General features: G+C 70.2%; 14 protein-coding genes. 10 read left to right on the top strand and 4 right to left on the bottom strand.

Annotation, left to right across the window (positions count from 1 at the left end; all coding sequences use genetic code 11):
• Nucleotides 1-4: 4 nt before the first annotated feature.
• From topA to cuyB, 7 genes are all read left to right on the top strand, one after another.
• On the top strand, nucleotides 5-2,785 hold the full coding sequence (gene topA, locus JMJ56_RS04250) for a type I DNA topoisomerase (protein WP_202830334.1): 2,781 nt from the start codon (nucleotides 5-7) through the stop codon (nucleotides 2,783-2,785).
• 2 nt (nucleotides 2,786-2,787) lie between these two features.
• Nucleotides 2,788-4,902 carry a ribonuclease R family protein gene (locus JMJ56_RS04245; protein ID WP_328702264.1) on the top strand — a complete coding sequence of 705 codons (2,115 nt, stop codon included), beginning with the start codon at nucleotides 2,788-2,790 and terminating at the stop codon, nucleotides 4,900-4,902.
• A 68-nt stretch (nucleotides 4,903-4,970) separates the two neighbouring features.
• Entirely contained in the window at nucleotides 4,971-6,416 is a 1,446-nt protein-coding gene (locus JMJ56_RS04240) for a S41 family peptidase (RefSeq protein ID WP_202830333.1), read from the top strand.
• A 148-nt stretch (nucleotides 6,417-6,564) separates the two neighbouring features.
• Nucleotides 6,565-7,011 (top strand): thermonuclease family protein, encoded by a 447-nt coding sequence (locus tag JMJ56_RS04235; RefSeq protein WP_202830332.1) that lies wholly within the window; start codon nucleotides 6,565-6,567, stop codon nucleotides 7,009-7,011.
• A gap of 137 nt (nucleotides 7,012-7,148) precedes the next feature.
• Nucleotides 7,149-8,468: a citrate synthase gene (gltA, locus tag JMJ56_RS04230; protein WP_202830331.1), complete on the top strand. Its 1,320-nt coding sequence runs from the start codon at nucleotides 7,149-7,151 to the stop codon at nucleotides 8,466-8,468.
• A 356-nt stretch (nucleotides 8,469-8,824) separates the two neighbouring features.
• Nucleotides 8,825-9,427: a hypothetical protein gene (locus tag JMJ56_RS04225; RefSeq protein WP_328702263.1), complete on the top strand. Its 603-nt coding sequence runs from the start codon at nucleotides 8,825-8,827 to the stop codon at nucleotides 9,425-9,427.
• Between the two features lie 17 nt (nucleotides 9,428-9,444).
• A complete protein-coding gene (gene cuyB, locus JMJ56_RS04220) occupies nucleotides 9,445-10,143 on the top strand; it encodes a cysteate racemase (RefSeq protein ID WP_202830329.1) in 699 nt (232 codons plus the stop codon).
• A gap of 3 nt (nucleotides 10,144-10,146) precedes the next feature.
• Here the strand turns inward: cuyB and JMJ56_RS04215 are convergent, their stop codons facing one another.
• Entirely contained in the window at nucleotides 10,147-10,395 is a 249-nt protein-coding gene (locus tag JMJ56_RS04215; protein WP_369796789.1) for a hypothetical protein, read from the bottom strand.
• A gap of 213 nt (nucleotides 10,396-10,608) precedes the next feature.
• Nucleotides 10,609-11,685: a tartrate dehydrogenase gene (locus JMJ56_RS04210; protein ID WP_202830328.1), complete on the bottom strand. Its 1,077-nt coding sequence runs from the start codon at nucleotides 11,683-11,685 to the stop codon at nucleotides 10,609-10,611.
• A 97-nt stretch (nucleotides 11,686-11,782) separates the two neighbouring features.
• On the opposite strand from JMJ56_RS04210, the gene JMJ56_RS04205 reads away from it, so the two are divergent.
• Nucleotides 11,783-12,766: a phosphoribosylaminoimidazolesuccinocarboxamide synthase gene (locus JMJ56_RS04205; RefSeq protein WP_202830327.1), complete on the top strand. Its 984-nt coding sequence runs from the start codon at nucleotides 11,783-11,785 to the stop codon at nucleotides 12,764-12,766.
• Here JMJ56_RS04205 and JMJ56_RS04200 read toward each other — a convergent pair.
• On the bottom strand, nucleotides 12,675-13,631 hold the full coding sequence (locus tag JMJ56_RS04200) for a protein-methionine-sulfoxide reductase heme-binding subunit MsrQ (RefSeq protein ID WP_236037404.1): 957 nt from the start codon (nucleotides 13,629-13,631) through the stop codon (nucleotides 12,675-12,677). The two genes, JMJ56_RS04205 and JMJ56_RS04200, sit on opposite strands and share 92 nt — an antisense overlap.
• 5 nt (nucleotides 13,632-13,636) lie before the next feature.
• Entirely contained in the window at nucleotides 13,637-14,590 is a 954-nt protein-coding gene (locus JMJ56_RS04195; RefSeq protein WP_202830326.1) for a mitochondrial fission ELM1 family protein, read from the bottom strand.
• 60 nt (nucleotides 14,591-14,650) lie between these two features.
• Between JMJ56_RS04195 and JMJ56_RS04190 the strand changes: the two genes are divergently transcribed.
• Nucleotides 14,651-15,367, top strand: a complete 717-nt coding sequence (locus tag JMJ56_RS04190; RefSeq protein ID WP_043335013.1) for an orotate phosphoribosyltransferase — start codon at nucleotides 14,651-14,653, stop codon at nucleotides 15,365-15,367.
• Nucleotides 15,368-15,372: 5 nt separating this feature from the next.
• Entirely contained in the window at nucleotides 15,373-17,040 is a 1,668-nt protein-coding gene (locus JMJ56_RS04185) for a peptide ABC transporter substrate-binding protein (RefSeq protein ID WP_202830325.1), read from the top strand.
• Nucleotides 17,041-17,097 lie beyond the last annotated feature (57 nt).

The raw sequence follows: 17,097 nt of genomic DNA, 5'->3' as shown, positions 1-17,097 counted from the left end.
GTCCATGACGGACGTCGTCGTTGTCGAATCGCCCGCCAAGGCCAAGACGATCAACAAGTATCTCGGGGGGGACTACAAGGTCCTCGCCAGCTTCGGCCATGTGCGCGACCTGCCGCCGAAGGACGGCTCCGTCCGTCCCGACGAGGACTTCGCCATGGACTGGGAGTCGGAGGATCGCGGCGAGCGCCAGGTCAACGAGATCGCCCGCGCCCTGAAGGGCGCCCGCCGCCTCTTCCTCGCCACCGACCCGGACCGCGAGGGAGAGGCGATCTCCTGGCACGTCCAGGACATGCTGGCGCGGAAGGGCGCACTGAAGGGCGTCGAGGTCCGGCGCATCACCTTCAACGAGATCACCAAGCGCGCCATCCAGCACGCCATCGCCCATCCGCGCGACCTCGACGCGCCGCTGATCGATGCCTACCTGGCGCGGCGCGCGCTCGACTACCTGGTGGGCTTCACCCTCTCCCCCGTGCTGTGGCGCAAGCTCCCGGGCAGCCGCTCGGCCGGGCGGGTGCAGTCCGTGGCGCTCCGCCTGATCTGCGAGCGCGAGGCGGAGATCGAGGCCTTCAAGGCCCGCGAGTACTGGACGGTCGAGGGCCGCTTCACCACGCCGCAGGGCGCGCCCTTCACCGCGCGGCTGACGCATCTCGACGGGAAGAAGCTCGACCAGTTCGACCTGCCGGACGAGTCCAGCGCCATGCGCGCCAAGGCGGCCGTCGAGGCGGGCACCTTCTCCGTCGTCTCGGTCGAAAAGCGCCGCGTCCGCCGCAACCCGCCTGCCCCCTTCACCACATCGACCTTGCAGCAGGAGGCCAGCCGCAAGCTCGGCATGGGCGCGCAGCAGACGATGCGCACCGCCCAGCAGCTCTATGAGGGCGTCGACATCCAGGGCGAGACGGTCGGCCTCATCACCTATATGCGGACCGACGGCGTACAGATGGCGCGCGAGGCGATCGCCGCCATCCGCGACCATGTGAAGAGCGATTTCGGGCCCGATTACCTGCCCTCCGCCCCGCGCGAGTATTCCTCCAAGGCGAAGAACGCCCAGGAAGCGCATGAGGCGATCCGCCCGACCGACGTCGCCAACACGCCGGATCGCGTCGCCCGCTTCCTCGACGACCGGCAGCGCAAGCTCTACGAGCTGATCTGGAAGCGCGCCGTCGCCAGCCAGATGCAGTCGGCCGAGCTCGACCAGACCACGGTCGAGATCGCCGATCCGGCGCGGAAGACCGTGCTGCGCGCGACTGGCTCCGTCATCGCCTTCGACGGCTTCCTCAAGCTCTACCGCGAGGACGAGGACGACCGAGCCGCCGATGCCCGCGCCGGCCTCGTCACCGGTGCGCAGGAGGACGAGGAGAGCCGCACCCTGCCGCCGATGCGCGAGCGGGACCCGCTGAAGCGCGGCGATGTCGCGGCGCTGCAGCACTTCACCCAGCCGCCGCCGCGCTTCTCCGAGGCGACGCTGGTGAAGAAGCTGGAGGAGCTCGGCATCGGCCGGCCCTCGACCTATGCCTCCATCCTGCAGACACTGCAGGACCGGGACTATGTGAAGCTCGACAAGCGCCGCTTCTTTCCCGAGGACCGCGGGCGGCTCGTCACCACCTTCCTGGTCCATTTCTTCGAGCGCTATGTCGATACCGGCTTCACCGCCGGGCTCGAGGAGCAGCTCGACGACATCTCCGGCGGCAAGATCGACTGGCGCGCGGTGATGCGCGCCTTCTGGGACGATTTCCGCAAGGCGGTCGATGCCACCAAGGACCTGAAGATCAGCGACGTCATCGACACGCTGGACGAGGAGCTGGGCCCCCACTTCTTCCCCGAGCGTGGCGACGGCACCGACCCACGCGTCTGCCCGGCCTGCTCCGGCGGGCGGCTGGGGCTGCGCCTCGGGCGGACGGGCGCCTTCATTGGCTGCTCGAATTACCCGGAATGCCGCTACACGCGTCCGCTCATCGCCCCCGGCGCCGAGGGCGAGGGCTCGACCGGCCTGACCGAAGGTCCGCGCGAGTTGGGTACGGATCCGGCGACCGGCGAGAAGGTGACGGTCCGCCGTGGCCCCTATGGCGTCTATGTCCAGCTCGGCGAGGGCGGGACGGATGCCAAGGGCAAGCCGACCAAGCCCCGCCGCGCCAGTCTGACGCGCGACATGGACCCGGACACGCTCGACCTGGACCGGGCGCTGAAGCTGCTATCCTTGCCGCGCGTCATCGGGCGGGACCCGGAGAGCGGCGAGGAGATCCAGGCCGGGCTCGGCCGCTTCGGCCCCTATATCAAGGTGGGTTCCATCTTCCAGTCGCTGGAGCCGGGGGATGATGTGCTCTCGCTTGGCATGAACCGCGCGATGGAGCTGCTCGCCAAGGCGCGTGCCAAGGTCCGCTTCGTCGGGCCGCATCCGAAGGACGGCACCCCGGTCGAGATCCGCAAGGGTCGCTTCGGCCCCTATGCCCAGCATGGCAAGATGGTGGCCAACTTGCCGCGCAACCTCGTCATGGAGGATGCGACGCTGGAGGAGACCGTCGCCCTGCTGGCCGAGAAGGGCAAGGAGCTGGTGCCGAAGGGAAAGGGCGCCAAGAGCAAGGCCAAGGCGGCGAAGCCGGCCGCCAAGGCGGAGGCGGCCAAGGCGAACGGTGCCGAGCCGGCGCCGGCCAAGCCCACCCCGCGCAAGGCGGCCGCCAAGCCCGCGGCGCGGAAGCCGGCCGCCGCGGCGGCGGCTAAGAAGCCCGCTGCCAAGGCCAAGCCCGCCGCCCCCAAGGCTCCGGCCCGGAAGCCGGCAGCCAAGGTCTGACGGTGGAGCGCCCCCTCCCCTCCAAGGAGGCGTTGCGTCGCTTCATCGAGGCCGCGCCGGGCAAGGTCGGCAAGGGCGAGATCAGCCGGCATTTCGGCCTGACCTCCGACCAGCGCCCGGCGCTCCGCGCTCTGCTGAAGGATGTGCTGGCGGAGGGCGGCGCCATGCCGGCCGGCCGCCGGGGCCTCGCCGCGCCTGGCAAGTTGCCGGAGATGGCAGTGGTCGAGGTCTTCGGCACCGACCCAGATGGCGACCCGCTGGCCCGGCCGCTCGGCTGGAAGGCGGAACAGGGCGCGGTGCCGCTCATCTACATGCGGCCGGAGCGCGCGGGCCAGCCGGCGCTGGCGCCGGGCGAGCGTGTGCTGGCGCGGCTCAAGCCGGCCGGGCGCGGCCGCTACGACGGCACCACGGTGAAGCGCATCGGCAGCACCCCGGCGCGGCTGCTAGGGATCTTCGACGACGGGCGGATCAAGCCGGTCGACCGCCGCCACCGCGCGGAATGGGAGGTGCCGGCCGGCGAGGCGGGCGGCGCCGAGCCGGGCGAGCTGGTCCTTGCCGAGCCACTGCCGGGCCGGCCGATGGGCCTTCGCCCGGCGCGGATCATCGAGCGGCTGGGGCGAATGGGGGAGCCGCGCTCGGTCTCGCTCCTCTGCATCCATGTCCACGGCATCCCGCACGTCCTGCCGGATGCGGCGCTGGCCGAGGCCACGGCGGCGCGAGCCGTCACGCCGGAGGGGCGGGAGGACCTGCGCGCCATCCCCCTCGTCACCATCGATGGCGAGGATGCCCGGGACTTCGACGATGCCGTCTGGGCCGAATCCGTCGGAGACGGCTGGCGCCTGCTCATCGCAATCGCCGATGTGGCGCATTACGTCCGTCCCGGCAGCGCCCTCAACCGCGAAGCCTGGCTGCGCGGCAACAGCGTCTACTTCCCCGACCGCGTCGTGCCGATGTTGCCGGAGGCGCTCTCCAACGGCTGGTGCAGCCTGAAGCCGGGCGAGGATCGCGGCTGCCTCTTCGCCGAGGTCACCCTCGACGCGGCGGGGACCAAGACCGGCCACCGCTTCGGGCGGGGGATCATGCGGAGCGCCGCGCGCCTCACATACGAGGGCTTCGAGGCAGGCGAGGACCCGGCGGGGGCGCGGGATGCCCTGCTCGGCGCCTATGCCGCGTTGCAAGCGGCCCGCGACCGGCGCGGCACGCTCGATCTCGACCTGCCGGAGCGGCAGGTCCGGCTGGACGGGGCAGGCGGGGTGCTCGCTGTCGAGCCACGCGCGCGCCTCGCCGCGCACCGCCTGGTCGAGGAGTTCATGATCGCCGCCAATGTCGCGGCGGCGGAGGAGCTGGAGCGGCTCGGACAGCCCTGCATGTATCGCGTGCACGACCGGCCTTCGGACGAGAAGCTGGAGGGGCTGCGGACCTTCCTCGCCACCTTCGACATCGCCCTGCCGCCTGGCGACCGGGTGCGGCCGGCGGATTTCGCGCGGGTATTGGAGCGGGTGCGCGGTACCGCCGAGGAGCGGCTGGTCAACGAGACGCTGCTGCGCGGCCAGTCGCAGGCCGCCTATGCGCCGGACAATATCGGCCATTTCGGCCTGGCGCTGCCGCGCTATGCGCATTTCACCAGCCCGATCCGGCGCTATGCCGACCTTCTGGTCCATCGCGCGCTGATCCGCGGCCTTCGCCTCGGGCCGGACGGACTGACCGAGGAGGAGGCGGGCCGCTTCCCCGAAACCGGCGAGCACGTCACCGCCACCGAGCGCCGCGCGGCCGCGGCCGAGCGTGACGCCGTCGAGCGCTATCTTGCGGCTTATATGGCACATCGTATCGGAGACGTGTTTCCCGCACACATTTCTGGGGTGACACGCTTCGGCCTGTTCGTCACCCTGGAGGCGACTGGCGCGGCGGGAATTGTTCCTCTCGCGTCCCTGCCGGACGATCGATGGTTGCAGGATTTGCCGCGGCACGCCCTGGCGGGCCAGAGGACCGGGCTGCGCTTTGCCCTGGGGCAGGCGGTGGAGGTTCGTCTGGCCGAGGCCGTGCCGCGCACCGGCGGCCTCACCTTCCACCTGATGCAGGGCGTGCCTGCAAGGCCCCGCGGCGCGCGGCGGCGCTGATCCTGCTGCTGCTTGCTGCGCTGGCCGGGCGCGGCGCAGCGGCGCAGGAAGCCTTCCCGCGGGAGCCCGTGCAGGCGGTTCTCTCCACCGCTCTCGGCGCGGTGCTGGAGCGGCATCTGGAAGCGGCGCCGCCGGCCGATCTCGGCCTCTGGACCCTTCGTGGCCTCGAAGTGCTCGACCCTCAGCTCAAGGCGGAAATGCGCTCCGGCACGCTGCTGCTGAATGCCGGCGACCGGTTGCTGGCCGCCCGTCCTCTCCCCCCTTCCCTGCCGAATGCGCCGCCGGATGCCACGGCGCCCGGCCTTGCCCTCGGCCTCTCCGCCCTCTTCGAGGCGGCATGGCAGCACTCGTCGCTGCTGCGCCGGGCCGGGCCGGAGCGGATGCTGCGCAGCGGCTTCGAGGAGCTGTTCAACCATCTCGACCCCTATAGCCGCTACCTGACGCCGGAGGAGGCCGAGGCAGCGCGCGGCCGGCGGGTTGGCCAGGTGGGGCTCGGCCTGCGACTGGCGGCCGGGCGGGGGCGGGAGGTGGTGCTGGCGACCATCCTGCCTGGCGGGCCCGCTGCCGCGGCAGGGCTTCGGCCGAATGACCGGGTGATGGCGATCGACGGCACCACCGTCTCGGCCGATGACCTGGTTGGCGCTGCCTTCCTTCTGGAAGGCCCGGCCGGGTCCGAGGTGGTGCTCCGCCTGCAGCGCGGCGGGCGGCGCTTCACCGTCCGGCTGCTGCGCAGCCTGCTGCCGCCGGAAACCGTGCATGCCGAGCGGCGGGACGACATCCTCTGGCTCCGCCTCGACAATTTCTCCAGCGCCACCGACCGCCATGTGCTCGAGGCGCTGGCCGAAGGCTTCCCGCCAGATGGCGCCCGCGCCACCCGGCCGCGCGGAGTGGTGCTCGACCTCCGCGGCAACCGCGGCGGGCTGCTGGGCCAGGCGGTGGCGGTGGCGGGTGCCTTTCTGCCCGGCGGGGTGGTCGCGCAGACGGCGGGGCGGCACCCGGATGCGGCACGGGTCTACCTGGCGACGCTTGGCGACCGCACGGGCGGGGCGCCGGTCGTCGTACTGGTTGATGGCCGCACGGCCTCGGCGGCGGAGATCGTCGCCGCAGCGCTGGCCGATCAAGGCCGTGCCGTGGTCGTCGGCAGCGCGACCACCGGCAAGGGGCTGGTGCAACTCGTCATGCCGCTGCCGAATGGCGGCGAGCTGCTGGTGACCTGGTCACGCGTGCTGGCGCCGCTGGGCTGGCCACTCCAGGGGCTCGGCGTGCTGCCGGCGCTTTGCACCAGCCTCGGCGAGGAGGCGACGGCGGCGGGCCTCGCCCGGCTGCGGCTGGACAGCCCGCCCATGGCTGCCGCCCTGGCACGGGAACGGGCGGCTCGCGCCCCGGTGCCTGCAAGCGAGGTGGCGGCGCTGCGGGAGACCTGCCCGCCGGCCGAGGGCAAGCCGGCCGATACGGCGGTGGCACGGCTGCTGCTGACCGAACCGGCCTCCTATGAAGCGGCACTGGCCCGCTGATAGGCCGCAACATCAAGTTCGATTGCGATTTGATCACGAGAACGCTAGCTGTCATGCCATGCGACAGCGCCGCATCTTCCGCCCCGCCTCTGCCCCTCGACGTTGGAGTGCGCTAGCCATCGGTGGCGGCCTGATCGGAGCAGTGTCCTTGCTGGCGGCCAGCCGGCCACGCGAGTTGATGGGCTCCGCGCCAGTAGAGCAGCATTGGGCGGCCGCGGCGCAGGACGTCATGGTGGTCGATGCGGATACACTCCGCCTCGGTGAGCGGGTGTTGCGGCTGGCAGGCATCGCCGTGCCGGAGCGGGGCACGGCCCGCTGCGGCGCCGAGGATTGCGCCGCCGGCGCAGCGGATGCGTTGGCGCGGCTGGTCCGGGGCCGGGCAGTCGCATGCCTGATGCAGGGGCGGGACCGGCTTGGCCGGGCTTTCGGGCGCTGCGAGGCTGGCGGCGTGGCTCTCGGTCGGGCGCTGGCCGAAGCCGGTTGGGCGCTGGCCGAGCCTGCCGATGCGGGTCTCGAAGCTGCTGCCCGAAGCGCCGGCCGCGGCCTCTTCGCCCCTGGCGCCACGCCGCCCGAGGCCTGGCGCCGCACGCCCTGACCCGGAGCGGCGAAACCCGTGCGTTCGCGGCCCGTTCCAGGCCGCGTTGCCAAGCCGCGACACCAACCGATATCTTGCACCGCACCATCCGACCGCGTCTTCCTGGCACGGCCGCAACATCCGAGGACACAGGCGACATGAGCAGCACGGCATCCGGGGCGGCCAAGCCGACCGTTACCGTCACCTTGGACGGGACCAACCGCAGTACGACCCTGCCGCTGCTGAGCGGCACGCTCGGTCCGGCGGTGGCCGATATCCGCAAGCTCTACGGCGATCTGGGCGTCTTCACCTTCGATCCGGGCTACGGTGCGACGGCCTCCTGCGAGAGCAAGATCACCTACATCGACGGCGATGCCGGGGTGCTGCTCTATCGCGGCTACCCGATCGAGCAGCTGGCCGAGCAGTCCGACTTCACCGAGGTCGCCTACCTGCTACTCGAGGGCGAGCTGCCGAATGCGAGCCAGCTGGCCGAATTCCGCAAGAACGTCACCTACCACACCATGCTGCATGAGCAGCTGCGGCGCTTCTTCGACGGCTTCCGCCGCGATGCGCACCCGATGGCCATCCTTTGCGGCGTGGTGGGCGCGCTGGCGGCCTTCTACCACGACAACCTCGACATCAACGACGCGCGGCAGCGCGAGGTGGCGGCCTTCCGCCTGATCGCCAAGGTGCCGACCATCGCGGCCTGGGCCTACAAATACTCGATCGGCCAGCCCTTCATGTATCCGCGCAACGACCTGAGCTATGCGGAGAATTTCCTCTACATGCTCAACGCCGTGCCGGCGGAACCCTATGTCAGCAACCCGATCCTCTCGCGCGCCATGGACCGCATCTTGGTGTTGCATGCGGATCACGAGCAGAACGCCTCGACCAGCACGGTGCGGCTCGCCGGCTCGACCGGCGCCAACCCCTTCGCCTGCGTCGCCGCCGGCATCGCCGCGCTCTGGGGCCCGGCGCATGGCGGCGCCAACGAGGCGGTGCTGAAAATGCTCGGCGAGATCGGCAAGCCGGAGAACATTCCCGAATTCATCCGCCAAGTGAAGGACAAGAACGCCCACACCAAGCTCATGGGCTTCGGCCACCGGGTCTACAAGAACTTCGACCCGCGGGCGAAGATCATGAAGGACACCTGCCACGAGGTCCTGGCCGAGCTTGGCATCAAGGACGAGCCGCTGCTCGACATGGCGATGGAGATGGAGCGCATCGCCCTTGAGGACGACTACTTCGTCTCCCGCAAGCTCTACCCGAACGTCGATTTTTACTCGGGCATCATCCTGAAGGCGATGGGCATCCCGACCCACATGTTCACCGTGCTCTTCGCCGTGGCGCGCACCGTGGGCTGGGTGAGCCAGTGGAAGGAGCTGATCGAGGATCCGGCACAGCGCATCGGCCGGCCGCGGCAGATCTACAGCGGTGCCCCGACGCGCGATTACGTGGCGGTCAGCCGCCGCGACTGATCCGGCGAGTCCGGAGCGACAACGAGCCGGCCGGGGGCAACCTCGGCCGGTTTTTTCGTCCTTGGAGGCTGGTGTGTCCCAGCGGAGGGCGCAAACCTCGCTTGGCAGGACATTGTGCTTGCTCCATTGAAAGCAAGTATTCACAGGAGTTTACTGGCGTTTCTGTAAGTAATATCGAATGTTGATCCCACCTTGGCAAACATAACGTCAAGAACAAACCAAGCACGACCCCCAATTATTGTTGCTTGTTCGATTCGAATCACTACATTGTGACGCGCTGGTTGCATGAACGGCTTGGGATACATTCGATGAGCGAGACTTTGAGGTCCGCACCACCCCATTCACTGGATCGGCAGGTGAGGTCGCAACTCAAGAAGTGGCCGCAACGCCCGCCGGGCGTCGTCGCCAGCCCCAAGCAACCGGGCACCTGGCTGCGCGGCCGTCCCGGCGATATGGCAGCGACCAACCAACCCTATCTGAAGCTGCCGGGCTCCAACCGCCTGCGCACCCTGCCGGATGGGCTTTGGCTGCACTTCTCGACCGATTCCATAGACCCCTATGTCGACATCCTCTGCATTGAGGCCTGCTCCTCGCTGCAGAACCTGCTCGACAAACGCTCCCGCTTCGCCCCGACCACCTCCTCGCTGATGGCCTATTGCCCGCTCGACTGGCTGCTCGGCCCGGCGCAGCCGAATGACGCGACGCCGCGCTGGCGATTGATCCGCATGCTGAAGGTGGAGCCCGTGCAGCCGCTGATCCTGCCGGTGCGCGACGTGCGCGTCGTCTTCGGCCTGAAGAGCCGGCATTACGAAGGCTTCGCCCGCAACCAGGTGGCGCAGCCGCACGAGTTCTACTGCCCGATGGAGGCCCTGACCGCCGAGGGCGGCCACGAGAACCCCGACATGCGCGCGCTGATCGCCCGGGCCAGCGCGACAGCCAACTTCATGCGCCTGCCCTGATCGGGCATGCTGTGGGGATGAGCAAGATCCTCGGCGTCCTCGGCGGCATGGGCCCGCTGGCCAGCGCGCATTTCATGCTGCGCCTCACCCTCCTCACGCCGGCCGAGCGCGACCAGGAGCACATCCCGGCCGTGCTTTGGTCCGACCCGCGCGTGCCGGACCGCACGGCAGCGCGGCTCGGCGGCGGCGAGGACCCGCTGCCCGCCCTGTTGCGCGGCATCCGCGGGCTGGAGGCAGCGGGCTGCGGCGCCATCGCCATCCCCTGCAACACCGCCCATGGCTGGTACGCGGCGATGCAGGCGGCGACCGCCCTTCCCGTCCTGCATATCGTCGAGGCGACGGCGGATGAGCTGGCGCGGCTAGGCGTGACGGAGGGGCCGATCGGGGTGATGGGGACGGCGGCGACGCTCGCAATGCGGCTCTACCAGCAGGGGCTGGAGCAGCGCGGCTGGCACTGCCTAGTGCCGGAGGCAGCGGAGATGGAGGGGCAGGTCACGCCCGGGATCGCGTTGGTGAAGGCGAATCGGGTGGCGGAGGCCTATGCGCCGCTGGCGGAGGTGGCGCGCAGCCTTGTGGCGCGCGGAGCGCGGGCGGTGGTGCTGGGCTGCACCGAGATTCCGCTCGGCATCGCGGCGGGACCTGCCCTGCCCTTCCCGGTCGCGGACAGCATCGACGCGCTGGCCCGGGCGGCGATTACCTGGGCAAGGGCGGATTAAGGATCAGTCGCATTCGCATCCGTCGGTTGGGCCGGTGTCGCCGCGGACGACATGGTGGTCGATCCATTCGGCGACGAGGCGGCGGGCCTCCTGCACGGAAGCCTCCGGGTGATGCACGCGATAGAGGGTAGTGCAGGCGCGAAAGGCCGAGAGGTCGTCATTGCCCGTCTCGCGCAGCTCCCGATAGGCCGTGACCACGGCACGCTCGCAGCGGCGGCCAATGACGGCAGTCTCGGCGGCCAGATGACCCATTAACCAACTCCTCCGGTCGCAAGCGAGTTGAGAATCACTCGCAACAGAAGAGCATGCTAGCGATGCGTGCCCGATCGTTCAAGGGCTGATCGGGCGGCTCACCGGGTTTGATCGAAGCCTTCGATCCTGCCCGGTTCACATCCGCCAGACGTCGGGCGCCGGCCTGAGGCAAGGCCACCCGATCAGTCGTCAAAGCGAAGACCTGACGCCGGTTCAGGCCTGCGCCACGGCCTCCGCCAGCGCCTTGCCGACATCCACCGTTCCGGCTTGGCCGCCCATGTCGCGCGTCCGCGGGCCGCCCTCGGCCAGCATGCGCTCGATGGTCTGCACGATGGCATCAGCCGCGGCCTTCTCGCCGAGATGCTCCAGCATCATCGCCCCCGACCATATCTGCCCGATGGGGTTGGCGACCCACTTGCCGGCGATATCGGGTGCCGAGCCATGCACCGGCTCGAACATCGAGGGATGCGTCTTCTCCGGGTTGATATTGGCCGAGGCGGCGATGCCGATGGAGCCCGCGACGGCCGGGCCGAGATCGGAGAGGATGTCGCCGAACAGGTTGGAGCCGACCACCACGTCGAACCAGTCCGGATGCTGCACGAAATGCGCGCAGAGGATGTCGATATGGAACTGGTCGGTCGTCACCTCCGGGTAGTTCTTCGCCATCTCGGCGAAGCGCTCGTCCCAGTAGGGCATGGTGAAGGTGATGCCGTTCGACTTGGTGGCGCTCGTCAGCTTCTTGCGCTTCCGCGTCATCGCCAGCTCGAAGGCGTATTTCATGATCCGGTCGCAGCCGATGCGGGTGAGGATGCTCTGCTGCGACACGAACTCGCGGTCCGTCCCCGGGAACATGCGGCCGCCGACCGAGCTGTACTCGCCCTCGGTATTCTCCCGCACCACGTAGAAATCGATATCCTCCGGACCCCGGTTGGCGAGCGGCGACTTCGAACCCGGCAGGAGCTTGCAGGGGCGGAGCGACACATATTGGTCGAAGCCCCGGCGGATCGGGATCAGCAGGCCCCAGAGCGAGACGTGGTCCGGCACTCCCGGCCAGCCGACGGCGCCGAGGAAGACGCTGTCCGACCGGCTCAGCTGCTCAAGCCCGTCCTCCGGCATCATCCGTCCGGTCTGCGCATAGGTCTCGCAGGACCAGTCGTAATGCGTCAGCTCCAGGTCGAAGCCGAAGCGGCGGGCGGCGGCGTCCAGCACCCGGAGCCCCTCGGGCGTCGTCTCCTTGCCAATGCCGTCGCCGGGGATGACGGCGATGCGGTATTTTTTTCGGGTGCTCATGCGGCGATCTCCTCGCCGGCACCATGGCGCAGAGGGCGGCGCGGCTCAACCGGATGGGCTATAGGAGCGCCGCCCCGCTGCAAGGACCACCCGCCGGATGACCAGCCCCGCCGACCTCGCCCCCTATGCCGGACTCGTCCTCCGCGACGCCGCCATCCCCGAACTGCCGAACCACTATCGCGGCAAGGTTCGGGAGAATTACGACCTGCCGGACGGGCGGCGCCTCATCGTCGCCACCGACCGGCTCTCCGCCTTCGACCGCATCATCACCGCCGTGCCGCTGAAGGGCCAGGTGCTGACCCAAATCGCCCGCTACTGGTTCGACCACACGCGGGATATCTGCCCGAACCACGTCATCGCCTATCCGGACCCGAATGTGCTGCTGTGCCAGGGGCTCCGGATCATGCCGGTCGAGGTGGTGGTGCGCGACTACCTGGCGGGCACCACCTCCACCTCCATCCTGTCGATGTACAGGGCGGGGCGGCGGGAAATGTACGGCCACCTCTTCCCTGACGGTCTCAAGGCCAACCAGAAGCTGCCGCAGACCATCCTGACGCCGACCACCAAGGCCTTCGATGCCGGGCATGACGAGGAGCTGACGCCGGAGCGCATCATCGAGGGCGGGCTGCTGACCGAGGCGCAATGGGCCGAGGTCTCGGCGCTCGCCCTCGACCTCTTCGCCCGCGGACGGGAGATGGCGGCGAGGCAGGGCCTCATCCTGGTCGATACCAAATACGAGTTCGGCTTCGATGCCGAGGGCCGCATCATCCTCGCCGACGAGATCCACACGCCGGATTCCAGCCGCTACTGGTTCGCCGGCACCTATCCTGCGCGCTTCGAGGCCGGCGAGGCGCCGCAAAGCTTCGACAAGGACTTCATCCGCCGCTGGGTGACCGCGCGCTGCGACCCGTACAAGGACGCACTGCCGGAAATCCCGGCCGTGATCGTGCTCGAGGCGGCGCGCCTCTATGTCGAGGCCTTCGAGACCATCACCGGCCAGCGCTTCGCGCTGCCGCCGGTGGGGGAGCCGGTGCTGGAGCGGGTGCGGCGGAACCTGGCGGGGTATTTCGGCGCGTCCTGATCCAGGCCGGAAGCGCCAGCAGCGGCGGCGCCACCGCCGCCACCGCGGCCCAGACCGCCGGCCGCAACCCGAAGCTCACATCGAGATTCGCGGCGAGGATGCGGTCCGCCGGCAGGTTGGTCGCCAGCGCGTACCAGGCATATTCCACCCCCGCCGCCGCCAGCCCGGTCGCCGGGGCCAGCAGCAGCAGGGCGATGGGATGCAGCCGCGCCCCCGCCGGCAACAGCCGCCAGAGAATCAGCCAGGCGAGCAGCCCCGCCGCCAGCACCGCCTCCCAAAGCTGCGACTTCGACTGCAGGAAGAAGTGGAACACGCCGAGCGCCGCGATCGGGAAGATGAGGCCGTGCAGCCGCTTCCAGCGCCGCCCGAGCTGCCGCATCCAGCCATCTGTCGAGGTCCAGCCAAGCGCCGCAAGGCCGAGCAGCGCGACGAAGCCGATGGTCAGGTAGAAGCGCAGCGCGATCTCGGAGGCGATGCGGGAGGCGACGAAATTCTGGTCGGCCGCATAGAGCAGCAGATGCAGCATCGCATAGCCGAGCGTCGCCAACCCCAGCATGCGCCGGAGGCTCAGGAGCCGCGGCGAGGCGAGGATGCGCCCGACCGGCGTCACCGCCAGCGTCACCAGCAGCAGGCGGATGGACCAGAGGCCGATCTCGCGCAGCGCCGCCTTGGCCGGCTCCGGCCCCAGCCCCTTGGTGGTATAGGTCACCAGCAACCAGGCAGCCGGCGCCAGGACCAGCGCCAGCGTCACGGCTCGCAGCGAGGAGAAGCGCCCAGCCCGGTCGCGCCAGGGCCAGGGAAAGGAGCGCGCGCCCCGGCTCGGCAAGGCGGGTGGAAAGGCGGTGCGGAGGATGGCCTGCATCATGCCCACTACTTCGTCGCATCCCCCACCGCGGTAACCCCCCATCCGCGTGCGCGGATCACCGCGGCCACCCGGGCGCTCTCGTCCAGCGTCTGGCGGGTGAACCACCCCTCCCCCAGCGCTCGAGCCTGGCCGGCGGCGACCAGGCTCTCCCGCAGCCGCAGATGCCGGGGGCCGAGCCCGCCCGGATCGGCGACGAAGACGGGTGCCGCCGTCGCCAGCGCCTCGGAAAGCATGGACACGCTGTCCCCAGTCACCACCACGGCATCGGCCCAGGCGAGGAAGCCGGCAAAGGGGTTGGCGCCGCCCTCCCCCCAGCGAAAGAGGCGATGCGGACGCCTGGCGAGGGTAGCCGAGAGCGCCTCGCTCGCTGGCGCCCCGGTGCGGCGGCTGGTGGTCGCCATCACGCTGCCGGCCATGCCCGCTACCTGCCGGCCGATGGCCGCCGCCGCCGCCGGACGCATCCCCTCGTCCCGCACCGGCCCGCCGACCAACAGCGCCACCCGCGGCGAGGGCAAGGCTTCCAGCGCCGCCCACTCCTCCCGCGCCGCGGCCAACCGGCCAGGCGACATGCGGTGGCAGGCGCCGAGGATCTCCATCACGTTCGGCGCCGGCTGCGGACGGTCATGCGCGCCGATCACCAGCAGGTCGAAATCCGCCGCGCCGAGGCCTGGGCGCATGCAATGCACCGTGCGCGCCCCATGCCGCCGGAGCCAGCGTGCGACCGGGCCCGAGCGCCGGCCGGCGGAGAGCGCCAGCCCCGGCCATGGCACTGTGACCCTCGACCGGGCCTCCGCCGTCAGCCCGGCGAGGCTCGGCCAGGGGATCGGCCAGCGTGCCAGCCGCCCCCATTGGAGGTCGACCACGCGGAAGGGCAGCCCCAGCCGCTCCGCGATGCCGAGCGCCTGCGCCGCCGTGCCGGCCCGTGGGTCGGCCAGCACCCAGACTCCCGGCTGGGTCATGGACGCCGCCCCGCGCCGCGGTTACGGATGGGCCGAACGCCGCCGGCAGGGGAATGCGCCATGGCCATGCAACATGCTTCCGACTGGGACCGGGATGCCGCGCTGACGACGGCGCGCATCCTGCTCGAGATCAAGGCGGTGAATTTCCGCCCGGAGGAGCCCTACACCTTCACCTCGGGCTGGAAGAGCCCCGTCTATATCGACTGCCGCAAGATCATCTACTTCCCCCGCGCCCGGAACCGCATCTGCGACCTCGCGGTGGAGAAGATCGGTCGCCACATCGGCTATGAATCGATCGACGCCGTTGCCGGCGGCGAGACCGCCGGCATCCCCTTCGCCGCCTGGATCGCCGACCGGATGATGGCGCCCATGGCCTATGTGCGGAAGAAGCCGAAGGGCTTCGGCCGCAACGCCCAGATCGAGGGCGACGTGCCCGAGGGCAAGAACACCCTCCTGGTCGAGGACCTGACCACCGACGGCGCCTCCAAGATCCGCTTCGCCCAGGCGCTGCGGGATGCGGGCGCGGTCTGCGACCATACCTTCGTCGTCTTCTTCTACGGCGTCTTCCCCGGCAGCTTCGAGACGATGAAGGGGATGAACCTCTCGCTCCATCATCTCTGCACCTGGTGGGACGTGCTGGAGGTCTGCCGCGAGCGCCCCTATTTCAGCGAGGGCGCACTGAAGGAAGTGCGGAAATTCCTCGAGGACCCTGTCGGCTGGTCGAAGGCGCATGGCGGCATCGGCTCGGCTGCGGAAGCCCGCGCGAAGGAGGACTGAGGCGGATGCCGATACGTCGCGCCGCGGCAGCCGCGGTTGGGCTGCTGGCGATCGCCGCCCCGGCCGTCGCCCAGCCGCGCGAGACGCTGACCATCGGCATCATCCAATACCCCTCGACCTTCCACCCGAATATCGACGCCATGGCCGCGAAGTCCTACGTGCTAGGCTTCGCCCGGCGGCCGCTGACCGCCCATGGCGCGGACTGGCAACCGCTCTGCATGACCTGCGAAAGCCTGCCGACGCTCGAGAACGGCGGGGCCCGGCGCGAGACGACGCCCGATGGCAGGCCCGGCATCCGCGTCACCTACCGGCTCCGCGCCGATGCGCGCTGGGGCGACGGCCGCCCCGTCTCGGCCGAGGATCTGCGCTTCGCCTGGGAGGCCGGGCGCGAGGGCGCGACCGGCTTCGGCGGCGCGGAGTTCTACCGCTCGGCCTATGAGCTGATCGTCGAGGACGAGCGCACCGTCACCCTGCGCTACGACAAGGTCACCTTCGACTACAATGTCGCCGGCGACTTCCAGCCGCTGCCCGCGCATATCGAGCGCGCCCGCTGGCAGCAGGAGCCGCGGACCTACCGCAACCGCACCGCCTACGATACCGGGACGACCAATCCCGGCCTCTGGTCGGGGCCCTGGCGCATCACGGCGGTGCAACCCGGCGCCGGCGTCACGCTGGAGCGGAACGAGGCCTGGGCCGGCCTCGCCCCCGCCTTCCGCCGCATCCAGATCCGTACCGTCGAGAACACCGCGGCGATGGAGGCGCAATTGCTCGCCGGGCAGATCGACATGGTCGCCGGCGAGCTCGGCCTGCCGGTGGAGCAGGCGGCGGCACTCGAACGGCGCACCGGCGGGCGCTTCCGCGTTGAATACAAGCCGGGGTTGATCTACGAGCATCTCGACCTCCGCCTCGACGTCCCGCCGCTGGACGACCGCCGCATCCGGCAGGCGCTGCTGATGGCGATCGACCGGACGCAGATCGTGGCGCGGCTTTTCGAGGGGCGGCAGGTGGTGGCCGAGACGGGCGTCAACCCGCTCGACCCGATGCACGACCCGAACGCCCCGCGCTGGCCCCATGACCCGGCCCGCGCCGCCGCCCTGCTGGACGCGGCCGGCTGGCGCCCGGGGCCGGATGGCATCCGCCGCAATGCCGCCGGCGAGCGCCTCGCGATCGAACTGATGACCACGGCCGGCAACCGCGCCCGCGAGGCGGTGCAGCAGGTGGTGCAGGGCATGTGGCGGCAGGTGGGGGTCGAGGCGCGCATCCGCAACGAGCCGCCGCGCGTGCTCTTCGGCGAAACGCTGTCGCGCCGCCGCTTCACCGGCGCCGCCCTCTTCGCCTGGATCTCCTCGCCCGAGAACGTGCCGCGCACCACGCTGCATTCCGAGGAGATCCCGACAGAGTCGCGTAACTGGTCGGGGCAGAACTACGGCGGCTACCGCAATCCGGAGATGGATGCGCTGCTGGAGGCGCTGCCGCAGGAGCTGGACCGCGGGAAGCGCCGCGCCCTCTGGTCCCGCTTCCAGGCGATCTTCGCCGAGGATCTGCCGGAGCTGCCGCTATGGTTCCGTGCCGATGCGCATATCTGGCCGCGCTGGCTGGACGGCGTGCAGCCGACCGGCCACCTGAACCCGAGTTCCCTCTGGGCTGAGCACTGGCGTGTGAAGCAACCCTGACCTGCAATATCGCGTTGCGATTTGGTATTGCGAGTCATTCTCAGTAGCGCTACGCCA

Origin of the sequence: Belnapia arida (genome assembly GCF_016773205.1) — a bacterium.
Classification (GTDB): Bacteria; Pseudomonadota; Alphaproteobacteria; order Acetobacterales; family Acetobacteraceae; genus Belnapia; species Belnapia arida.
The sequence above is the reverse complement of the archived record's forward strand: the minus strand, read 5'-3'. Positions and strand labels throughout refer to the sequence as shown.

Excerpts from the sequence above, each read along its gene's own strand:
- topA (WP_202830334.1), top strand. The coding sequence starts at position 5 with ATGACGGACGTCGTCGTTGTCGAATCGCCCGCCAAGGCCAAGACGATC.
- gltA (WP_202830331.1), top strand. The coding sequence starts at position 7,149 with ATGAGCAGCACGGCATCCGGGGCGGCCAAGCCGACCGTTACCGTCACC.
- JMJ56_RS04190 (WP_043335013.1), top strand. The coding sequence starts at position 14,651 with ATGGCCATGCAACATGCTTCCGACTGGGACCGGGATGCCGCGCTGACG.
- JMJ56_RS04210 (WP_202830328.1), bottom strand. The coding sequence starts at position 11,685 with ATGAGCACCCGAAAAAAATACCGCATCGCCGTCATCCCCGGCGACGGC.
- cuyB (WP_202830329.1), top strand. The coding sequence starts at position 9,445 with ATGAGCAAGATCCTCGGCGTCCTCGGCGGCATGGGCCCGCTGGCCAGC.
- JMJ56_RS04215 (WP_369796789.1), bottom strand. The coding sequence starts at position 10,395 with ATGGGTCATCTGGCCGCCGAGACTGCCGTCATTGGCCGCCGCTGCGAG.
- JMJ56_RS04200 (WP_236037404.1), bottom strand. The coding sequence starts at position 13,631 with ATGATGCAGGCCATCCTCCGCACCGCCTTTCCACCCGCCTTGCCGAGC.
- JMJ56_RS04195 (WP_202830326.1), bottom strand. The coding sequence starts at position 14,590 with ATGACCCAGCCGGGAGTCTGGGTGCTGGCCGACCCACGGGCCGGCACG.
- JMJ56_RS04185 (WP_202830325.1), top strand. The coding sequence starts at position 15,373 with ATGCCGATACGTCGCGCCGCGGCAGCCGCGGTTGGGCTGCTGGCGATC.
- JMJ56_RS04205 (WP_202830327.1), top strand. The coding sequence starts at position 11,783 with ATGACCAGCCCCGCCGACCTCGCCCCCTATGCCGGACTCGTCCTCCGC.